This window comes from Nostoc sp. PCC 7524, from assembly GCF_000316645.1.
GTDB lineage: Bacteria > Cyanobacteriota > Cyanobacteriia > Cyanobacteriales > Nostocaceae > Trichormus.
Map to the genome: position 1 here is coordinate 2,473,548 of NC_019684.1, position 19,558 is coordinate 2,493,105.

Here is a 19,558-nt window from a genome sequence, read left to right on the forward strand (position 1 = left end):
TTCGCATACTCGCACTAAAGGTGATGGCGTTCGTCTTATACATCTTACTTTCAAGTCTGCCCACAGCAATGATGAGCAAAGTTCAATCGGTTCATCCGCTTCCGCAGATGGTTGTTCTGGTGGCGTTGAGGTTTGCAGCTCATTCTCTGGTGTTTCTGGTGATGTGGGAGAATCTGCTACTACTTCTGTAGGTGTGAAGACTAAAATTAAATTTCCTCACAAACGCTTTTGAGCATCTGTCGTAACCAACAAATTGCCTGATCCTGATCTGTAAGTTTGCTCCACAACATTGAAATCATCCACGGTTGTGTTTGTACAGGAAGTTGAAAAATTTCTAATGAGCCAAGATAAGCCTTGGGTGCTACCAATCGTGATGGAACAGTAGCAACCAAGTCACTGGATGAAATAATTGCTGGTAGTAGTAGTAAATGAGGAGTCGTCAAAACAATGCGACGCTGGAGATTGTATTGAGACAGCACTTTGTCGATTTCACCCACTTCATCTTGTCTGATAGTGAAAAGAGCATGGAGAAGATTAGCGAAAATTTCTGGTGTAATCACATTTTGAGTAATCACGGGATGCCCACGACGACAAATGCCGACAAAGCGTTCTGAAAATAAGGGCATCTGCATTGTTTGTCTGGGTGGATTTTGGAAAACACCCAAGGCTAGATCAATTTCTCTTTGCTCTAGTAGTTCTCCTACACAGTCTTTGGCAAAACCAATCAAACGAAAATCAATGTTTGGTGCAATTTTATGACAGATTTCCAAAAGTTTGGGCATCACGACATAGCTGGTGTAATCTGAACTGCCAATTGTAAAAGTGCCTTTAGAAGTAGTTGAGTCAAAAGTTTGATTAGCTTCTAATGTCTGCCGAATTTGTTGTAAGGCGGCTTTGATATTAGGAGCAATTAAGAGTGCTTTTGCAGTGGGGTGCATTTCTCTGCCAATTCGGATAAACAAATCATCTTGGAATAGTGCGCGTAACCTTCCTAGTGCCGCACTCATAGCTGGTTGCCCTAAATACAATCGTGTTGCTGCTGCTGTCACACTCTTTTCTTCAAAAAGCACTTCAAAGGCAACAAGCAGGTTCAGATCAATGCCAGATAAATCTATTAATCCCATCGATTAAATATATTATTTCAATCAATTTGATTAATTTATAACATCTCAGTAAAGTAAAAATAAAAGTTGTTGAAAGTTATCAAAATGACACATCAAACAAAGATTGCTGTAGTCACAGGCAGTAATCGCGGATTAGGATATGCTATTTCCCGGAAATTATCTCAAATTGGCATTCACGTTGTTTTGACGAGTCGAAATGAAACAGACGGTGTTGCTGCCAAGCAGCAGTTATCTAGTGAAGGGCTTGATGTGAACTATCATTTGCTAGATGTAACTAGTAATACTAGCGTGACAGAGTTTACGCAATGGCTACGGCAAACCTATGGTAAGTTAGATATTTTGGTGAACAATGCAGGCATTAATCCCACAGCCAAGCCGGAAGAATCTAGCTTATTAACTGTTCAGTTAGAAACGATGCAAGCTACATTTAACACCAATGTTCTGGCGGTACTGAGAATTTCTCAAGCTTTAATACCATTAATGAAAGCTAACCACTACGGTCGCATCGTCAATGTTTCCACCGAAATGGCATCTCTCAGTAATATCACTAGCGACTATTACCCCCTAGCTCCTTCCTATAGACTTTCCAAAATCGGGGTAAACGGGCTAACGGGACTTAGACAAAAATCAAGCCCAAATGTAACCCAAACTAGCTTTGTAAGCAGCAAACACGTCACGATTTAAGTTCAACCAATCAATAAATCGAAAAGACATGGCTGTTCTGAAAGCTTCTAAAGCTTCAGTAAAAGTATTTAAAGGTTTGTTTGCCCACCGTCGTCTTAATCCTCCAGTTAACTGATGCCAAAGAATAAAAGTATAGGCACAGAAAACCAAAATAAAATGGCGCAGTAAACTCCTTTTATCACGAACTTGATATTCTTTAAGTCCTAACCATCCTTTAGCTTCCCTGTAAAAAACTTCTACCCAATTCCTTTGAGAATATGTATCAACTATCCATTGTGGTGTAACAATTGATGAAGATATATTAGTGATGAAGTAGTCAATATCGGTGGCTGCTGAGAAAGTAGAAGCATTCATGACGATAGCAATATTTCGCTTTCCAGTTAAACTTGATATTTCCACTTCACAAGTTACTACCCATAATGTTTTGGGTTTATCCAAATCTGTTTGAATTTCTGTGAAAGCCTCTTTGGGTAAGCTCTGGGCTAATTCATCTAACCGAATTGTTTGTTGAATATTATCTGTTTGATTAACTGTTACTTTTCGATTTTTAGCTAATCCTCCTAAATATTTTAATTGCCGTTTTTCCAACTCTAATAAAAATGATGTATTGTTGCCATATCCAGCATCTACAATTACTATCCCAGGTTGATATTTTCTGTTTAGGGCTTGATCTATTAACTTGATTGCTAGTTCTGGTTTTTCTCAAATAGAGGATCTTGTTTTCCTTGAGCTAAAGAATCAGCGTGTTGATATAACTCTATATCTAACGGTAAGCTTTTTCTGCCATCATATAAATGCGTTGTTACTACTACGATTCCATTATCTGTTTTGCCAATTTCTCCAATATACTGTCTCCCCACACCAGCAGTAAAATTACCACTTTTTCTATGACCAGAATCATCAATTATTAAGCTAAAACCTCTACTAATTCTCGTTTGACTGCACTTATTCATGATTTCCAATCGACGCTCATTCACCTGCCCACTAGACCAAGGTGCTTCGGTCAAAAAGTGATGTAATCGGTGGTAAGTTACACCTACAGCATTATCCGCCATTTGAAACAGGTTTTTTCTCTCACTTTCCCCCAGTAATCCCCCTATATAGTGTCTAAACTCTCTTTTTTGAGCTTTATGAGTAAACACATCATCAAATCTTTGACACCATCTTTCAAAGCACGGGGGCATCGCTGTGGGAGTGGTTTCTTTCATGAGCTTTTTCTAACGTGAAAGCTATGTTAGTTAAGCATTATACTCTTTTTGGGCTTAATTTTTGTTTAAGTCCCGCTAACGGTACTTCTAGCGAGGGAACTCCAAGGTGATAATATTCTTGTTAATGCTTATTCTCCTGGTTGGATGAAAACCGACATGGGAGGCGAAAATGCACCGTTTACGGCAGAAGAAGGAGCCGAAACAGCTGTTTATTTAGCAACGCTACCAGATGGAGGAGCGCAAGGACAATTTTTTGCAGAAATGCGGCAGTTTGGCGGGCCGATTCAATTACAGTGGTAGGTTTTTATGGGAAATTCAGCGATGTTACCCCCTATTTATGCAGATACACCAATAGAATTGGCTCCTGCCAAAATCATTACCTCGTTTCCAGTTAATACTTTTTTAGAAAATTTGGCGATCGCACCAGATGGCACAATATTTGTGACTAATCATGAGGTTGGCCAAATTGTTCGCATAACCCCAGATGGCAATCAGCAAATTCATACCAACATTGCAGGTAAAGTCAGTGGTTTGGCTTTCACCAGCGACGGTGGTTTAGTAGTGACTGGATGGAATGCTGATTCCATACCTGTAGTTTCTCTTGTTGCCGCAGATGGCACGGTAGAAACTTTGCTAACATTGCCAGATGCGATATTTCTCAATGGTATTACCCCTCTTTCTGACACTCAGTATTTAACGGCAGATTCTTACCGGGGTGCAATTTGGTTAATTGATATTGCCCAACGCCTTAGCACCATCTGGCTCGCACACTCTTTACTGGCTCGTAGCAGTTCAGAAAATGTCATTCCGGCAGCTAATGGGTTGAAGCGTTTTGGTAATTTTCTCTACGTTTCCAATACGGAAAAAATGTTGCTGTTACGAATTCCTCTTGGTACTGCCAATGAACCTGGTGAGCCAGAAATATTTGTAGAGCAGACTAATATTGATGACTTTGCCTTTGATGTGGAAGGCAACCTGTACGGAGCAACACATATTTACAATAGCGTAGTCAAGATTACACAATATGGCAGTACAACTATCATTGCTCAAGCCGAACAAGGTGTAATTGGCAGTACAGCAGTTGCTTTTGGTCAAACAGAGAGTGACCGCACTGCCATCTATGTAGTGATGAATGGAGGAATGTTTTTACCACCACCTACAGGCGTAGTTCCTGCTAACGTTGTCCGCATTGAGGTGGGTAAAGCTGGATATCCTTTAGTTTAAGAATTACTCAACCATTCATTCCATCAAAAAAGTGCTGAGGAGTCACTTAGACATGGAACAAGAGGAGCAATCTGTAACTGTAGTCATCTCACAAATTGTTAAACCAGGATGCGAAAGTGCTTATGAAGCTTGGTTGAAAGATATTACTGGTGTTTCTAGAACTTATCTTGGTCACTTAGGAACCAATGTAATTCGACCACAACCAGGTGCGCGTTCAGAATATGTGATTATCTTTCGGTTTGATAGCTATGACAATTTAAAGGTATGGATGGAGTCAAATGAGCGCAAATATTGGCTCACTCAAGCTCAACATTTGGTTCAATCTGAACCTCATATTCAACAGCTTAGTGGATTAGAAGCTTGGTTTTCCCTTCCTGGTAAACCATTAAAGACTCCACCACGCTATAAAACAGCATTACTAACTTGGGCTGTTGTATATGTATTGATTAACTTGTTGAATAGGCTTCTAGCACCTCTGCTTACTAATTTACCCCCTTTAATTATTTCATTAATCATTTCCGCTATCATGGTTGTACTGTTGACCTATGTTGTCATGCCAAGGGTGACTCATCTGTTTAGCTCCTGGCTATATGGGAAATAATAAGAAGTTTCAAAGTTAAACCAGTTGAAACTAAACTAATTTGCTACATAAGTGGTCGCTGAGATGGGCGAAAAAAGGCGACGGCATTCCACTGTTGGTCTAGAACGTGGAATGAGACAGGTTGTTTCAAAGCAGATTCTCTGGTTGCATTAACCAATGCTAGTGGGTATAAAAATAACGAATATACAAGCGTACAAAAAGCCTGTTTTGGAACAATGACCCCCTAGTTATTGATGATTAATTCTGCGATAGCGGGCTTCTACGAACGAATAGATACCATAAGCAATCAGTCCCAAAGCAACTAAACCCAGAATCCAGGGTCCTTTAGGTTGCTGTGCTAGAGTTGCTAGTGCCTCACCGAAACCTTTAGCCTGACTAGCATCAGACTGACGTGCTGCTTGAATTAAGAAAATGCCAATCACAGCAAAAACTATGCCACGAGCTGCAATACCAAACCTACCTGCGTTTATTGTCCAGGTTCGCTCACTGGCAGACATTTCCTGCAATTTAAAATGCCCACGAAACTTACACTTGTATGCTTCGTAAAAGTGATAAAAACCAACGCCTATGACAATTACCCCGGCCAATCCCACCAGCCATTGACCGAAAGGTTGAGCCAATAAACGTGCTGTCCAATCCTGGGTGGAATTGCCACCACCACCGCTCGAACCGATAATGAGTTTTATGGCTGTCCAAGCTAAACCTCCATAAACCACAGCACTAAAGGCGTAACCTAAGCGTTTGACCGCTTGCTTAGTATCCATTGCTTGGCCATAGTTTTCAGGGTCGAGTATAGCTTCTGCCAACCGCCAGAGTGCGTAACCAATCAATCCCACAGTCAGGATAGTCAGCAGAAATTTCCCAAAAGGCTGGGAGACTATGGCTTCTAAAGCACCTCTGCTATCAGTAGTTCTGCCACCTGTGCCGAAAGCTGCTTGTGCAGCTAGGAAGCCAATCACAAAATAGACTACTCCCTTTGTAGCGTAACCCAACCTTGCCAAGCGTTCAAAAGTGGGGTGGGAGACTGCTTGTTTTGCTGGTTTTTGAATTTTGCTAGGTAAATTAGGCCGTGTCATATTTTTATATATTCCTAATAGTGATTTGATGAATAAAAAAGATTGGTTGATTTTTCAAATCTTTCCCTCCCCTAACTTTCAGTTTTTTTCTTTGCTTTGCGCTGCCGACGGAAAAACCAAATTCCTAAGCTAACCACAAGTATCACCAATACCACTACAGAAATCGGACTCAGATATTGTTTTACTAATTGATAATTTTGTCCTAGTACATAGCCGGCATAGCTTAACAAACCTACCCACAACAATGTTCCGGCTGTTGAGTACAGCAAGAATGGCAATACTGGCATCTCCTCAAAGCCAGCAGGTATAGATATATAAGTGCGAATACCTGGGATGAGACGACCAAAAAACATCACAGCAGCACCGTATTTGTTGAACCACCGCTTAGACTTGTTAATTTCGTCACCAGATAGAGTTAACCATTTACCATGTTTGTTTACCCATTTTCTCAACCGTCTTTCGCCGACAAGTTTGCCAAGATAGTACCAAGGCAATGCACCCAAAAGTGAACCTACGGTTCCTGCCAAAATGACAACAGGCAAGCTTAATTCACCTTTGTGAACAGTAAATCCAGCCAAAGGCATAATCACTTCTGAAGGGATAGGCGGAAATATATTTTCTAGCAGCATTAGTAGCGAGATACCGAGGTAACCCATTGAAGAAATGATCTGAATAACCCAATCAAGCATGATATTGTTCTGGTGCAAATTAAAAAATTAGCTACAGGTTTTGCTTATAACTGCAATTCTTCAGAATTGGCCTACTTGAATTGCGATTGAAGCTGTGTAGCCGCTCGTCTGAGAATAATTAGAGCTGATTAAATATGTTTCAGCCTTAAACACCCATGACAGAATTTTCACCCCACCTCTTAATTAGTTTTAGTTTGCCTTGATTTGTGACTGACTATCACCTTACTCTTGGTGGAAATCATTGAGGCTAAAGTATGAAATTTTGTAAGAAATGCTGATAAACGTTTCTGTGAAAAAACATCAAAAGCGACTCGGAGATTTATAGCTGTAGCCAATTAGATGAGGACATAAACTATGAAGTATTCCTAGTATTGCAATTCAAACTCAGATGGCTAAACCCTATAGTGATGATTTCCGGCAAAAGGTGATGGTCAAACGAATTTCATTTACTATCTCTTGATTTTTCAGTAACTTGTAAATGCCCAGTTTTGACATAAATAAGACATCCTTCACGGCTAAACGGGGTGTGTACGCTGCTAGAAGGATTGCGAATCCAGGCTCCTTGGGGATAAGTGCCGAACTCATCCTCAAATACGCCATCTAGGACAAAGATTTCTTCTCCACCCCAATGGCGATGCTGCTGAAAGTGCGTTCCGGGTTGCCATTTCACTAATGCCACGTTCTCAGTACCATAGGCATATAGCGGCATCACCTGTAAGCCAGCGATTAGGCCAGGTAACCAGTCTGCCTGATTTGTATCCACGACAACCCGTTGCTGGTCATCAGAACTCATCTGCCAGAGCTTTACTAGAATGATGCAACCATCGTGACTGGATGGTGTGTGGATAGATCCCACCGGATTTCGGACATAAGTTCCCGCAGGATAGTCCCCGTATTCATCAGAAAATACACCTTCCAGTACCAGGAATTCTTCACCACCGCCGTGAGTGTGGGGTGAGAAATAACTACCGGGAGCATAACGCACAATCGAAGTTGCTCGCGCTACTTCTTCACCATCCCGCTCTAGCATTCGGCGTTGTACACCAGGCATGGGAGAATCAACCCAGGGTAAGTCATTGCTAAAGGCGATCGCCCGTTTGTTCAAGTCTGCGTTAAGTTTCATTGTTTTATTTATTTTATTTCCCAGATGAGAGATTAATCTGATTTCTTTCCAGTCCTAGATTTTCAGTCTCTATTGCTATGGTTTTAATGAAACTTGCGGTCTGACTCTGGAATTGGTACATCGTTGATGCTGGCTTCCCAGATAGAAGAATTTTGCTCGCTTAACTGCTGTTCCAATTCGGCAATTCGATTTTGTAAAGGAGCTATCATGGCTGCAACTTCTCTTTCGGAATAGCGGATGGGAATGTGTTGAGGACAGTTCTCGCTGGTTGCTTCGACATGAAATAAAATAGCCCGTTCCACCTGTGCCGGATCATCGGGAACTCGCACCTGCTCTAATAAACTTGATTCGCCTTCAACGTATTCGGCTCTACCCCAAATCTTGATACGTCGGCGATGGCGATAATCCATCAAGAACAGAAACGCTTTGTCATTACCAGATAGATTGCCAACAGTAATGTACTGCACATTACCCGAAAAGTCAGCAAAACCTAGAGTCTTTTCATCCAGCACCTTGAGGAAACCGGGTGGCCCTCCCCGAAATTGGATGTAGGGATAGCCATTGGAACTGACTGTTCCCAGATAAAATCCTTCCAGTTGAGCAATGAATTCTGCAATCTGGGGAGTGACGGTATCATTAGCAGGGCCATTGGCGATATAGCGATCATAGGTCTGTCGTGAGCCTCGCTGTTCCTGGGCTGCTTTTACTTCTGTTGTGAAGGCAATTTCACCAAATTTACGTGGCATCATGCCCTCCTAGACTGCAATTGGTGCTTCAATGCCAATCATCCCCACGAAACCAGGGAGATGTTTGATGCGATCTATCCAAGCCAACACGTTGGTATAAGGAGTGAGGTCGATTTTGCCATCGCCAGCCAAGGCCACATAGGGGAAGACTGCCACATCGGCGATTGTCGGATGCCCTAACTCTAGCCATTGTTGATTCGCTAAATGGTCATTCAATTGGGTCAAAATGAACTCTGATTTTTGAATTGCCCGTTCTAGATTAATGCTAGTAGCTTTAAATAAGTGGTATAAACGCGCTGATTCCGGTCCTTGCCGTATCTCTCCTGCGGTTGTAGAAAGCCAACGCACCACCCGGCTCATTGCTTGTGGCTCTAACGGCAACCATGATTCACCACCGTACTGCCGTGCCAGATACACCAGAATTGCTTGAGCATCGGCCAGCACTGTATTGCCGTCTACTAACAGTGGTACTTGTCCAAAAGGATTCAATGCCAAGAATTCCGGTTGCTTGTGCGCTCTTGCCATCAAATCGACTTTGATCCACTCGTAGTCTATACCCAACACAGACAGCATCAGTTTGATTTTGTAGCTATTACCAGACAATTCGTGACCATAGAGCTGAATCATGAGTTAATCCTCCAGATGAGATAAATACAAATTGGTAAATAACGAACAGTCAGTTGGGAAGGATTCACGCTCTAGAGATGCTAGAGGGGCGAGGGTACATAAGGCATCCCAACTGGGAAATGTCAGCTTGATAGATGAAAAATCGGGGAATAGGCGATTCATGGGTTTTTGTACCGTTCGTTCGGTATAAATATACTGTACCGAACGTTTGGTATAATGTCAACAGGTAATCTTTTTATATTCACAAAATGCCTAAAGAAACTTATATTCCCTGCCTTTTGCGTTTGTTTCGCCAGTATGGCTATGACGGTGCTACCTTATCCAAAATTTCTGAAGCCACGGGCTTGGGTAAAGCCAGTCTTTACCATCATTTTCCCGGTGGTAAAGATGAGATGGTGGAGACGGTGCTGGATTATATTCAGCAGTGGTTAGGTCAAAATATTTTGTCGGCACTTCAGAGTGAAGGGGATGCTCTAACAAAGTTGCGACGTATGTGCGATCGCCTGGATGAACTCTATGAAGGAGGAGAGCAACCCTGTCTATTTGCGATTTTGTTGCTGGGTTCGGCTCGTGATGTGTTTCATGATCAAGTCAAAGCACTCCTGCACAGATGGATTGATGCGATCGCTGATGTTTTAATCGCAGCCGGGATGAATCAAAAACTTGCCCATGACCGAGGGGAAGATGCGGTAATTATGATTCAAGGGGCATTAATTCTGTCTCAAGGGTTAGATGATCCATCTGTTTTTCAACGGGTAATTCAGCGATTACCAGAAGACCTTTGTCAAGCCGAGTAAGTGATCATCTTCATCCATTGTTTGATTAATCAGCACGTAGCGATCGCAGTGCTTGTCCTATCTGATAATGATGCTCAGGACTAGAGCTATATTGAATTGATAACTGAGTCAGGGGGTGAAATTGGGCAGGGTGCGATCGCCTCCAGAGGGTGATGAGAGCAAAGCGATGGGTATCAACCACATCGCTTTGTTTTTTTTAAATTTTGGTATGTAATCGCACTTCCAGCTAAGTCACAAGAATACAAGCACATCTATTGGTAGACTAAGATTGTAGCAATATCCATAATATCGGCTCAATTGCGCTGCCACCACTCAAGATTAATAGGCAAAACCTAGCATAGGGCAACAATGCAGAAACTCCTTTTTAGTGATAGAGATAGTTTTAAAGCACAAGCCCTATTTCTTGGTAAGAAGATTAATCTACAGAGATTGGAAAACTATGAATGTTTGGCAACTATGCCTGTAATAGTGAAAGCAGGTAAGTGCGGTTGTGCTGTGCTGCTGGGCTATGGTGTAGTTGTTCTGTTTAACCTTGAGCCTGTGGAGAAGGTAGCCTTTTTAACCCAACTATCTTCTCAAGTTAGTGACTCTTTTACCGATCCTGAAACAGAAGAAGTGGAAGTTCATCTCAATATTTCCGAAAGTGAGCGAGTCAAGGAAGGAAAAATTTTCCTACATGAATTGAGTGTAGAACGCTTGCAGATAGTGGCTGATATTCTTGCCAAAAGTGTTGTGCTATCTCATTATGAAATTAGTATAGCGGCAGTATTCGATCAAATTGAACCGTTTGCAGCTAGTCTCCAGCGTGAAAACAGAAGTAGGCAACAGAGCCGGGAATTACTGCGCCAACTAGGAACAACGTTGTTAGTTCAACATAAGATAGTGGGTCGAGTCGAGATTATCGATAAGCCTGAGTTGCTCTGGGAATCTCCACAATTAGAAAACTTATATCTGCGCTTGGAGGATGAATATGAAATCCGTGAGCGTCACAATGCCTTGGAACGCAAACTAGAGCTAATTAGCCAAACCGCACAAACGGTACTAGAGTTCATGCAGCATAGTAGTAGCCAGCGAGTAGAATGGTATGTAGTGATTTTGATTCTGGTGGAAATTCTGCTGTCACTGTACGACATTATATTCAAACGCTGAAAATGCTTGTCGGTTTCGGACGGGGATAATTCTATTGTTTGTTGATGGCAGATTTTGGGAATAATCTCAGTCAGTATGTTCCTGTCAAAGATAGGAAAATTGATTTCGTAATTATACGTAATTCTGAGATATTTCTCTACCCTGCCTATGTTTAAGTTGAGCGTTGAACAAGTTTTAGCCAGCATTGCTGCACTTACTCCTGAAGAAAAAGCCCAACTCCAAATTCAGCTACCCAATGTCTTAGCTACTCAATCCCCAAATACACAACCAGGGCAAAACCAAGTTAATACTGTTAGTGGTACCAGTATGGGAGGAGAGAACAATGCTTTGAATTTCTCTCCTATACAAAATCGAGATGGCAATGTGACACTTTCTCAAAGTTTTACTCAACAAACTTCGCCACAAAAACAACAAGCCTTGGACTCCCTAGCGCAACTCAAACAAGCGATTCATGAAAGTGAAGCCCTTGATCCTCTAATTAAAGCTGGTGCTACAGCCCAAGTCGCCCAGGTGGAAGCAGAACTCAAAACACCCGAACCGAACCCAGGTATAGTCGGACAGGCGATCGCTACCCTCAAACAAGGGTTAGAAGGTGTCCAAACCTTAGCCGCCCCTACTTTAGCTGTGGCTTCTTTAGTTGCTAAAGCCTGGGGGATTCCCACTTTATGAATCAACCAGACTCACCCCAATCTCAAGAGAATCTGCTGCAAAATGTCAGTATTAGTGGCCAAGGAAATGTCTTGACTTTTGCCCCCGTACAGCAGATTACGCAAATTGCTACCCAAATTATCCAAATTTCTACCGAAAAAATTACCCAACGCCCCCTCAAATTATCTTCGCCCTACAAAGGCTTAATGCGGTTTAACTCTACAGACCGCGATTACTTTTTTGGTCGAGATAAACTGATTGCCAGGTTATTGAATGCAGTTAACAATAGCAGCTTTAGTGTGGTGCTGGGAGCTTCAGGAAGTGGGAAATCTTCTGTGGTGAGGGCTGGAGTCATACCGGAACTGCAAAAAACTTTAACAGTTGAACAACGATTCTGTAATTTTATTTTTACTCCCCGTCATCACCCCTTTGAATCACTGTATCAGTGTTTGCAAAACGAAGAAAAAGATTACAGATTTACAGAATCAGAAGCTGCGATCGCTCGACAAGTGAATTCACAAACCCTCTGGCAAGTGATTCACACACTCAAAAAACCTCATGAACGCTGGCTATTTTTTATTGATCAGTTTGAAGAATTATTTACTAATGGCAGTGATGCCGAGATGCGTCAGTGTTTCATTGATGGCATTGTCCAAGTTGCCAATGCTGGGGATAGCATGGTGCGAATTGTTCTGGCAATGCGGGCTGATTTTTTAGAGGAGTTTAGTTTCTATCCTACTTTAGGTGCGCTGGCTAATCAGAACAATATTCATCTCGTCACAGATATGCACCCGGATGAGTTGCGTTTAGCCATCGAACAACCAGCCGCTTTACATGGAGTAGTGTTTGAAACAGGTTTGGTAGAACGCATTATTCAAGATGTCCAAGGACAAAAAGGTTATTTGCCTTTGCTGCAATACACTTTAAATTTACTGTGGACGATGGAGTGTCAATTGATGGGGGCAAATAATTACCCCCATATTCAAGACCGACACCTGAATATTGCCAGTTATAACGTTATTGGTGGAGTGAGAGGGGCGCTACAAAAACGAGTCAACGAAATTTACAACGATTTAGCAGCCAACCAACAAAAAGCCACCCAGCAAATTTTCTTGACCTTGGTGAATATTGCCGAGTCGGAGTCTGGACGTAGACCAGTTAGCCGTCCTGCTTATCGTCGTGAGTTTGCCAAAGATACTGAGACATTGGGGACACTGACAACTTTTATTAATGCCAATTTATTGGTGAGTAGTCACGAAGCTACCAATGGCGATGAGGTGATGACACTAAATCAGAAAAATGCCACGATCGCGATCGCCCATGAAATTTTACTGTACTCTTGGGATAAACTCCAGCAGTGGATTCGGGATAAAGAAGAAGCGATTATCTTGAGAAATTGGTTAGCAGATGAAACTAACCGTTGGCAAAAACTGCGCCAAATTGATGAGGAGAAGGCCAGGGAAGAACTTTTGCGCGGAACTCGCTTAGAACAAATCTTTAGCTTCAGAGAAAAGCAAATATTTGCTCAACTGCGAGACTTGACCTGTGAAGAAAACGCATATATTGATGCAAGTATAGCCGAGCGCGATCGCCTAGCTCAAGAAAAAGAAGCACAAATTCTCGCCTTGCAAAAAGCCCTGACTAAAGCCACTTTACAAGAGCAAGCTGCAAAAATACTAAATTTGCTCCGAGTCCAGCCTGTAGAGGGATTAGCCTTAGCAATTCAGACTATGGGTGAAAATTTGACCAAATTACCAGAAGAAATTCTCACTCCAGTTCAGGAAGCTGGAGTCAAAGCGATCGAAATAGCTAGAGAGCAAAATCTTTTGCGGGGTCATACAGCTGGAGTAACAGCCATTGCTAGCAGTCCAGATAGTGAATTAATTGCCAGTGCAAGTGAGGATGGAACTATCCGGTTATGGAATCAACAAGGCCAATCTATTGGTTTACCGTTTACTGGCCATGAGGGCGCTATCACATCAATCGCTTTTAGCACTGATGGAGAATACATAATCAGTGGTTCTCAAGATACAACCTTGCGCTTGTGGGATATGCAAGGAAATTTGATTGGCGCACCTTGGCGGGGAGAAAAATTAGGACGCGGATACTGGCGACTACTGCGGCGTAACCTGTGGTTTTTAGGATTTGGCTTATTTGTTTTTTGGTTAATAGTATTTCCTTTGGGCGATGTAATTAAAACTACATACAAATATTTATTTGGTTTTTTTGGTTTGTGTTTTCCTTTTCTCTGGTTTTCTGTCGTTCGTCCTGGTAACAGTGCAGTCACATCAGTGGCATTTAAACCCAACGACGGATACATCGTTAGCGGTCATGAAGATGGCACAGTCAGATTATGGAATCGTCAAGGTGAATTAATTGATATCCGGGCTTGTTGGGGGTATAAAGAGGAACTGGGGAGAAAATTTCGCTTGTGGTTATACGGTGGTACTGTCACCTCAGTTGCCTTTAGTTCTGATGGTAAGCTGCTCGCTAGTGCCAAGCATAATGGCACCGTCCGGTTGTGGAATATACACAAAAAACTGAGCCGTCGTCAACTTGGTCGAGCAGGGAAAATTGCTGTCACTTCCATAGCTTTTTGTCCTTATGGGCAGAAAATGGTCAGTGGTAATCATGATGGTACAGTGCAATTGTGGAATCACCAAGGACAACCCATCGGTCAGCCTTTCTCTGCACATGAAGGGGCTGTGACCTCAGTCGCCTTTAGTCCCGACGGTGACAAAATCGTCAGTGGTGGTGATGATGGTACAGTGAAATTGTGGTCTAGTTATGGCATGGCGATCGCTGCACCTTTCTATGGACATGAAGCTGCTGTAACTTCAGTCGCAATATCTGCAAAGGTGGGAGTGCTACGGTTTCCCACATCTCGAATAATGATGGGGTTAGCAAAGTTAGGTATAGCAGCTCTACCTTGATTGTGAGCGACAGCAATTGTGCCGTCAAGTGCGCCGATGAATAAGTCTAAATCACCATCGTTATTTTCATCTATAAAGGTGGGAACGCTGTAGAAACCTACATCAACAGTAGATAAAGGATGATTTTGAGGTATAGGTTGCTCACTGGCAGCCATAGTTACAGTTGCACTATTATTAATAGGATCAACAGCATATCCTAAAGCCTCGTTGATATTCAAAGTGATGGTTTCTGCATCTTCTGTGATTAAGTCATCAACGCCAAATAAATCAATATTTAATTGTGATTGTCCCTGGGCAAAGGTAATACTAAAATTGCCATTAACGGGAGTAATAAATCTTCGGTTGACTTCTAAGATGTAATCATCCCCAAAAGTGGCAGTATTTCCAGGATCGAGACTGATATTAACAGTTAATTCTCTTAATTCTCCCTCGCTGTCCGTGCGAGTTAAGGAATATCTGCCTATGTCTCCTCCTCGTTCAAAAGATCGGGAATCAATAGCTCGAATGGCAACAATGGAAAGTGGGTCACTGGGGGCAATCGTTACAGTTCCACTATTATTATTAGGATCAACAGCATATTCTGACGACTGATTTAAGTTCAGAGTAATGGTTTCTGCGTCTTCATTAACAAACTCATTCACAGGAATTAAATCAATATTTAACTCTGATTGTCCTTCTGCAAAAGTGATATTGAAATTGTTATTGATAGGAGTAATAACTTCGCCATTTACTTCTAGATTGTAATCATTAGTGAGAGTGGCAGTATTTCCAGCATCGAGACTGAGATTAATAGTTAATTCTCTTAATTCTCCGTCGCTGGGTGTGCGAGTTAAGGTATATCGCCCTAAATCTCCTCCTCGTTCATTAGCTTGGGAGTCGGTAGCTTGGATAGTTACAATCGAAAGCGGATCACTGGGGTCAATAGTTACAGTTCCGCTATTATTATTAGGATCAACGGCATATTCTATAGCCTGATTTAAATTTATGGTGATGGTTTCTGCATCTTCAAGCAGAATATCATCAACAGGAATTAAGTCAATATTTAATTGTGATTGTCCCTGGGCAAAAGTGATGCTTAAATTGTCATTGATGGAATTAATAACTGTGCCATTAACTAATAGATTGTAATCATCGCTGAAAGTGGCAGTATTTCCACCATCGAGACTGAAATTAACAGTTAATGCTGTCAATCCTTCTCTGCTGGCCGTGCGAGTTAAGGTATATCTGCCAAAATTTCCACCCTTTTCATTCGCTTGGGAGTCAATAACTTGGAAACTAACAATCGAGCGAGTTTCAATATTTGATTCAAATGCACCAATGTCAACATAACCATTTTGAGCGCGAGTAACACCACGCTGATCAACTGGAAGCGGTTCGCTAATGTTATTATCGCCATCTAAATCTGCTATATCTTCAGGTAAATTAGCGTTATTTCCAGAATTTATGGCTATACTATCGTCAAGCAAAGCATGGGTAAATGTTGCACCACCATTATCTTGTAAAGTTCCTAATCTGGGATTGATGGGGTTGGTGTTAGTTCCGACTATATCGCCATTATTGGTATTAATAAAACCTGTACTACCTTCATTACTGCCAATTAAATTATTGCCATTACTGATGAAATTTCCTTCAACATCGAAATGATTGACGAGATTTACATTGCCGTCAATGATATTGTTTCCAGCCACAATGGTATTACCAAGAATTGCAGTACCACTGTTGACAATACCACCACCTTGGGAAGCAGAGTTATTAGTGATAGTGCTGTTGGTGACTCTTAAAGTTCCTGTATTAATAATACCGCCACCGCTATTAGTTGATTGATTGCCGCTAATGGTGGCGTTGTATAAATTGAGTGTGCCACTATTACGAATACCGCGACCATTGTTATTACTAACTGTACTGTTGATGAGGATGAAACTGCTATTATTGAGGATACCACCACTACTATTGTTACTGATGGTAGTATCAATTAAAGTTGTATTTCCTTGATTGAAAATACCTCCACCACCTTCTCCTTCTTCTTCAATGTTATTGTTAATTTTGCTGTTGATAACGGTTAAATTACCTTGATTTTCGATGCCACCAGCGAACCGTCCGCGACTGTTACGGACGATGCTATCACTAAGGATTAAAGTACCGTTATTGACAATAGCAGTATTATCAGCGTTGACCAGAGTTAAGCCACTGATATTAGTGTTTGCATTGTTGTTAATTGAGAAAATGCTAAAAGTATTGTTTCCATCTACTGTGAGATTATTTGCACCTAAACCTTGAATGGTAATATTTCTGTTGAGGTTGAGAGTTCCCAAAGTTAGAGAAATAGTTCCTCCCGTTAAACTTTGTGCAAAGTTAATATTTCCACCTGCTGCTGCGATAAAAAGAGCTTCCCGTAAAGATACATCTCCTGAACTTAAATCTCCATCAAATTCATCAGTGAGATTATCTACAGTGACGGTATCGAGTAATTTAAATTCTACCGCGCCAATATCTATACCATTAGCTTGAGGGCGAGATGTTCCCAAGCGATCGCTCCCTGTTAAACTTGGATCACCTGAATCAAATGCAGGGCCAATAATCGAAGGTACGTGATTATTTTCTAAGCTACCCAATAGCGGGTTAATGGGATTTGTTCTTGTCCCTACAATATTCCCATTTACACCATTAACAAAACCAATACTGCCATCATTAATGCCAATCAGGTTATAGCCATTGCTGGTAAAGAGTCCATTCACATCGGGACTTTCACCACCTTGATCAAAGTTGCTGGCAATAATTGTATTGTTAACCGTTGTCTGACCAATCAAACTGTAAATCCCGCCACCGTTACCGCTATTGACAATATTATTAGTAATGGTATTACTAACCAGTTGTAATGTGCCATTCAGATTAAAAATACCACCGCCATTATTTAGGGCTATGTTGGTACTAACAATACTATTGGTTGCTGTGATAGTTCCTCGGTTAGTAATCGCGCCACCATTAATTCCAGCAGTGTTATTACTGAGAGTAGTATTTAGCAGGTTTAGCGTTCCTAAATTGTTAATCCCCCCACCATCTGCTGTTGTGAAACTATTACGGACTGTGGTATTGGAGAGATTAAGAACACCCCGATTATCAATTGCACCACCATTAGTATCACTAAAACCATTGGTAATGGTTAAACCATCAATATTAACCTCTGCATTACCAGCAATGCGGAAGATTTGAGATTCATTGCTACCACTAATTGTTAGATTATTTTCACCTAAACCATTAATAGTGATGTTATTTGTAATTTCCAACTCACCTAAAGTTAGAGCAATTGCACCACCATTAAGAGTAGACGAAAAAGCGATCGTTGCCCCATTGCCAGCAATAGAAATTGCCTCCCGCAATGACACATCCCCTGGTGTTAAATCACCATCATTTTCATCAACCAACGTATCCACCAAGGGAATAAATCCGCCCCGTCGTCCATAGACAACATAGCTTTGACCTGAAAAATCGCCATTAGGGTCAGCGTAGGGTGCGCCAATAATCAAGTCATCAATACCATCACCGTTAATATCCCCTGCACCACTAACGGAGGCTCCTGACACATCTTCTGAGTTAATACCATTGAGAGCAAAGCCGTTACCACCATTTAAGTCTGCTAGGTTCAGACTGGGAGCAAATCCCCCCTCCCTTCCATAGACTACATAGCTTTGACCTGAAAAAGCGCCATTAGGGTCAGCAAAGGGTGCGCCAATAATCAAGTCATCAATACCATCACCGTTAACATCTCCTGCACCACTAATGGCAATGCCGGATAAATCACTACTGCCAATACCGTTGATAGCAAAACCATTACTACCATTCAGGTTTGATAGGTTAAAACTAGGGCTAAATTGCTCCCGTCGCCCAAACACCACATAGGTTTGACCTGAAGCAACACCATTAGATACTGCTCCAAATGCCCCAACAATCAAATCATCAATCCCATCACCATTGATATCCCCTGCATCACTAACTAAGCTTAAACGATCTCCGTCAGTGCCGTTGAGAATAAAGCCGTTACTGCCATTAAGTCGTGAAAGGTCAAAACTAGAGCTAAATCCTGCTTGGTTGCCAAACACCACATAAATTTGGCCTGTCCGACTACTGCCAAATCTTTGTGCGCCAATAACCAAGTCATCAATGCCATCACCATTTATGTCTCCTGCGGCACTAACAGAGAGTGCTACGCTCTCGTTTAAGTTAATGCTATTGAGAACAAAGCCGTTACTACCATTTAGGTCTGCTAGATTTAAACTAGGGCTAAATCCCTCTTGCTGACCATACACCACATAGGCTCGACCTGGGTTAGTTGAGAATGGGGATGTTCCCACAATCACATCGTCAATGCCATCACCGTTAATGTCTCCTGCATCACTAACGGAGTTTAACTCATATCCTGCTACATTGTTGTTGAGGGTAAAACCATTACTGCCATTCAGGTCTGCTAGGTTTAAACTAGGGCTAAATCCTCCTTGTTGACCAAACACCACATAGGCTTGACCTGAAGGCAAGCCATTGACACCTGCTCGTGATGCGCCAATAATCAAGTCATCAATACCATCACCGTTAACATCACCCGCACCACTGACTGGAGTTCCTGACAAATCGAACAAGTTAATACCGTTAAGTGCAAAACCATTACTGCCATTCAGGTCTGCTAAGTTTAAACTAGGGCTAAATCCTCCTTGCTGCCCAAAGATCACATAGCTTTGACCCGAAGAATCACCATTGACATCTGCTCCTTGTGCGCCAACAATCACATCGTCAATACCATCACCGTTAATGTCTCCTGCATCACTGACCACGCCTAACAAATCTTGGGCGCGAATACCGTTGATGATAAAGCCGTTAGTACCATCTAGTTCTGAAAGGTTGAAAGATAGAAGTGTCATGATTTTTTGTAATTAGCGG

Annotated in this window: 14 protein-coding genes and 3 pseudogenes; 8 read left to right on the forward strand and 9 right to left on the reverse strand. The window is 41.8% G+C overall.

The annotated features are described in order from the left end of the window. Positions 1 to 206: 206 nt before the first annotated feature. Positions 207 to 1,124, reverse strand: a complete 918-nt coding sequence (locus tag NOS7524_RS09780; protein ID WP_015138317.1) for a LysR family transcriptional regulator — start codon at positions 1,122 to 1,124, stop codon at positions 207 to 209. A gap of 84 nt (positions 1,125 to 1,208) precedes the next feature. Here NOS7524_RS09780 and NOS7524_RS09785 point away from each other — a divergent pair, with 84 nt between their 5' ends. Beyond that, entirely contained in the window at positions 1,209 to 1,808 is a 600-nt protein-coding gene (locus NOS7524_RS09785; RefSeq protein WP_235622414.1) for an SDR family NAD(P)-dependent oxidoreductase, read from the forward strand. Here the strand turns inward: NOS7524_RS09785 and NOS7524_RS09790 are convergent. After that, a pseudogene (locus NOS7524_RS09790) lies at positions 1,752 to 3,016 on the reverse strand (IS701 family transposase). The gene NOS7524_RS09785 and the pseudogene NOS7524_RS09790 sit on opposite strands and share 57 nt — an antisense overlap. Before the next feature lie 75 nt (positions 3,017 to 3,091). Between NOS7524_RS09790 and NOS7524_RS29355 the strand changes: the two are divergent. From NOS7524_RS29355 to NOS7524_RS09800, 3 genes and pseudogenes are all read left to right on the forward strand, one after another. After that, positions 3,092 to 3,316, forward strand: a pseudogene (locus NOS7524_RS29355) (short-chain dehydrogenase); the annotation flags it as partial. Positions 3,317 to 3,322: 6 nt separating this feature from the next. Further along, the gene (locus NOS7524_RS09795) at positions 3,323 to 4,240 is read left to right on the forward strand and encodes an SMP-30/gluconolactonase/LRE family protein (RefSeq protein ID WP_041555264.1); all 918 of its coding nucleotides are present in this window, start codon (positions 3,323 to 3,325) and stop codon (positions 4,238 to 4,240) included. Between the two features lie 52 nt (positions 4,241 to 4,292). Continuing rightward, positions 4,293 to 4,841: a hypothetical protein gene (locus NOS7524_RS09800; protein WP_015138319.1), complete on the forward strand. Its 549-nt coding sequence runs from the start codon at positions 4,293 to 4,295 to the stop codon at positions 4,839 to 4,841. A 227-nt stretch (positions 4,842 to 5,068) separates the two neighbouring features. Here the strand turns inward: NOS7524_RS09800 and NOS7524_RS09805 are convergent, their stop codons facing one another. The 5 genes from NOS7524_RS09805 to NOS7524_RS09825 all read right to left on the reverse strand — a co-directional run bounded on the left by NOS7524_RS09805 (position 5,069) and on the right by NOS7524_RS09825 (position 9,102). Further along, positions 5,069 to 5,917 (reverse strand): DUF1206 domain-containing protein, encoded by an 849-nt coding sequence (locus NOS7524_RS09805; RefSeq protein WP_015138320.1) that lies wholly within the window; start codon positions 5,915 to 5,917, stop codon positions 5,069 to 5,071. A gap of 71 nt (positions 5,918 to 5,988) precedes the next feature. Continuing rightward, the gene (locus NOS7524_RS09810; RefSeq protein ID WP_015138321.1) at positions 5,989 to 6,606 is read right to left on the reverse strand and encodes a DedA family protein; all 618 of its coding nucleotides are present in this window, start codon (positions 6,604 to 6,606) and stop codon (positions 5,989 to 5,991) included. A 442-nt stretch (positions 6,607 to 7,048) separates the two neighbouring features. Then, positions 7,049 to 7,729 (reverse strand): cupin domain-containing protein, encoded by a 681-nt coding sequence (locus NOS7524_RS09815; RefSeq protein WP_015138322.1) that lies wholly within the window; start codon positions 7,727 to 7,729, stop codon positions 7,049 to 7,051. An 83-nt stretch (positions 7,730 to 7,812) separates the two neighbouring features. Next, positions 7,813 to 8,478, reverse strand: coding sequence for a pyridoxamine 5'-phosphate oxidase family protein (locus NOS7524_RS09820; protein ID WP_235622415.1), 666 nt, complete (start codon positions 8,476 to 8,478; stop codon positions 7,813 to 7,815). Positions 8,479 to 8,484: 6 nt separating this feature from the next. Beyond that, the gene (locus NOS7524_RS09825; protein ID WP_015138324.1) at positions 8,485 to 9,102 is read right to left on the reverse strand and encodes a glutathione S-transferase family protein; all 618 of its coding nucleotides are present in this window, start codon (positions 9,100 to 9,102) and stop codon (positions 8,485 to 8,487) included. 248 nt (positions 9,103 to 9,350) lie between these two features. Between NOS7524_RS09825 and NOS7524_RS09830 the strand changes: the two genes are divergently transcribed. Continuing rightward, positions 9,351 to 9,899, forward strand: a complete 549-nt coding sequence (locus NOS7524_RS09830; protein WP_015138325.1) for a TetR/AcrR family transcriptional regulator — start codon at positions 9,351 to 9,353, stop codon at positions 9,897 to 9,899. A gap of 25 nt (positions 9,900 to 9,924) precedes the next feature. On the opposite strand, the gene NOS7524_RS29935 is transcribed toward NOS7524_RS09830, so the two are convergent. Further along, the gene (locus NOS7524_RS29935; RefSeq protein ID WP_171815363.1) at positions 9,925 to 10,080 is read right to left on the reverse strand and encodes a hypothetical protein; all 156 of its coding nucleotides are present in this window, start codon (positions 10,078 to 10,080) and stop codon (positions 9,925 to 9,927) included. Positions 10,081 to 10,247: 167 nt separating this feature from the next. On the opposite strand from NOS7524_RS29935, the gene NOS7524_RS09835 reads away from it, so the two are divergent. From NOS7524_RS09835 to NOS7524_RS28495, 3 genes and pseudogenes are all read left to right on the forward strand, one after another. Then, on the forward strand, positions 10,248 to 11,048 hold the full coding sequence (locus NOS7524_RS09835) for an RMD1 family protein (RefSeq protein ID WP_015138326.1): 801 nt from the start codon (positions 10,248 to 10,250) through the stop codon (positions 11,046 to 11,048). Between the two features lie 147 nt (positions 11,049 to 11,195). After that, on the forward strand, positions 11,196 to 11,717 hold the full coding sequence (locus tag NOS7524_RS09840) for a hypothetical protein (RefSeq protein WP_015138327.1): 522 nt from the start codon (positions 11,196 to 11,198) through the stop codon (positions 11,715 to 11,717). After that, positions 11,714 to 14,467, forward strand: a pseudogene (locus NOS7524_RS28495) (NACHT and WD repeat domain-containing protein); the annotation flags it as partial. The gene NOS7524_RS09840 and the pseudogene NOS7524_RS28495, both read left to right, overlap by 4 nt. Positions 14,468 to 14,508: 41 nt before the next feature. On the opposite strand, the gene NOS7524_RS31085 reads toward NOS7524_RS28495, so the two are convergent. Beyond that, positions 14,509 to 19,539 (reverse strand): beta strand repeat-containing protein, encoded by a 5,031-nt coding sequence (locus NOS7524_RS31085; RefSeq protein WP_015138329.1) that lies wholly within the window; start codon positions 19,537 to 19,539, stop codon positions 14,509 to 14,511. Positions 19,540 to 19,558: the final 19 nt, after the last annotated feature.

Bases quoted from the DNA above. Each gene is read 5' to 3' on its own strand.
- NOS7524_RS09835 (WP_015138326.1), top strand. From the start codon at position 10,248: ATGCAGAAACTCCTTTTTAGTGATAGAGATAGTTTTAAAGCACAAGCC.
- NOS7524_RS09795 (WP_041555264.1), top strand. From the start codon at position 3,323: ATGGGAAATTCAGCGATGTTACCCCCTATTTATGCAGATACACCAATA.
- NOS7524_RS31085 (WP_015138329.1), bottom strand. From the start codon at position 19,539: ATGACACTTCTATCTTTCAACCTTTCAGAACTAGATGGTACTAACGGC.
- NOS7524_RS09780 (WP_015138317.1), bottom strand. From the start codon at position 1,124: ATGGGATTAATAGATTTATCTGGCATTGATCTGAACCTGCTTGTTGCC.
- NOS7524_RS09805 (WP_015138320.1), bottom strand. From the start codon at position 5,917: ATGACACGGCCTAATTTACCTAGCAAAATTCAAAAACCAGCAAAACAA.
- NOS7524_RS09800 (WP_015138319.1), top strand. From the start codon at position 4,293: ATGGAACAAGAGGAGCAATCTGTAACTGTAGTCATCTCACAAATTGTT.
- NOS7524_RS09830 (WP_015138325.1), top strand. From the start codon at position 9,351: ATGCCTAAAGAAACTTATATTCCCTGCCTTTTGCGTTTGTTTCGCCAG.
- NOS7524_RS09815 (WP_015138322.1), bottom strand. From the start codon at position 7,729: ATGAAACTTAACGCAGACTTGAACAAACGGGCGATCGCCTTTAGCAAT.
- NOS7524_RS09820 (WP_235622415.1), bottom strand. From the start codon at position 8,478: ATGATGCCACGTAAATTTGGTGAAATTGCCTTCACAACAGAAGTAAAA.
- NOS7524_RS09825 (WP_015138324.1), bottom strand. From the start codon at position 9,102: ATGATTCAGCTCTATGGTCACGAATTGTCTGGTAATAGCTACAAAATC.
- NOS7524_RS09840 (WP_015138327.1), top strand. From the start codon at position 11,196: ATGTTTAAGTTGAGCGTTGAACAAGTTTTAGCCAGCATTGCTGCACTT.
- NOS7524_RS09810 (WP_015138321.1), bottom strand. From the start codon at position 6,606: ATGCTTGATTGGGTTATTCAGATCATTTCTTCAATGGGTTACCTCGGT.
- NOS7524_RS09785 (WP_235622414.1), top strand. From the start codon at position 1,209: ATGACACATCAAACAAAGATTGCTGTAGTCACAGGCAGTAATCGCGGA.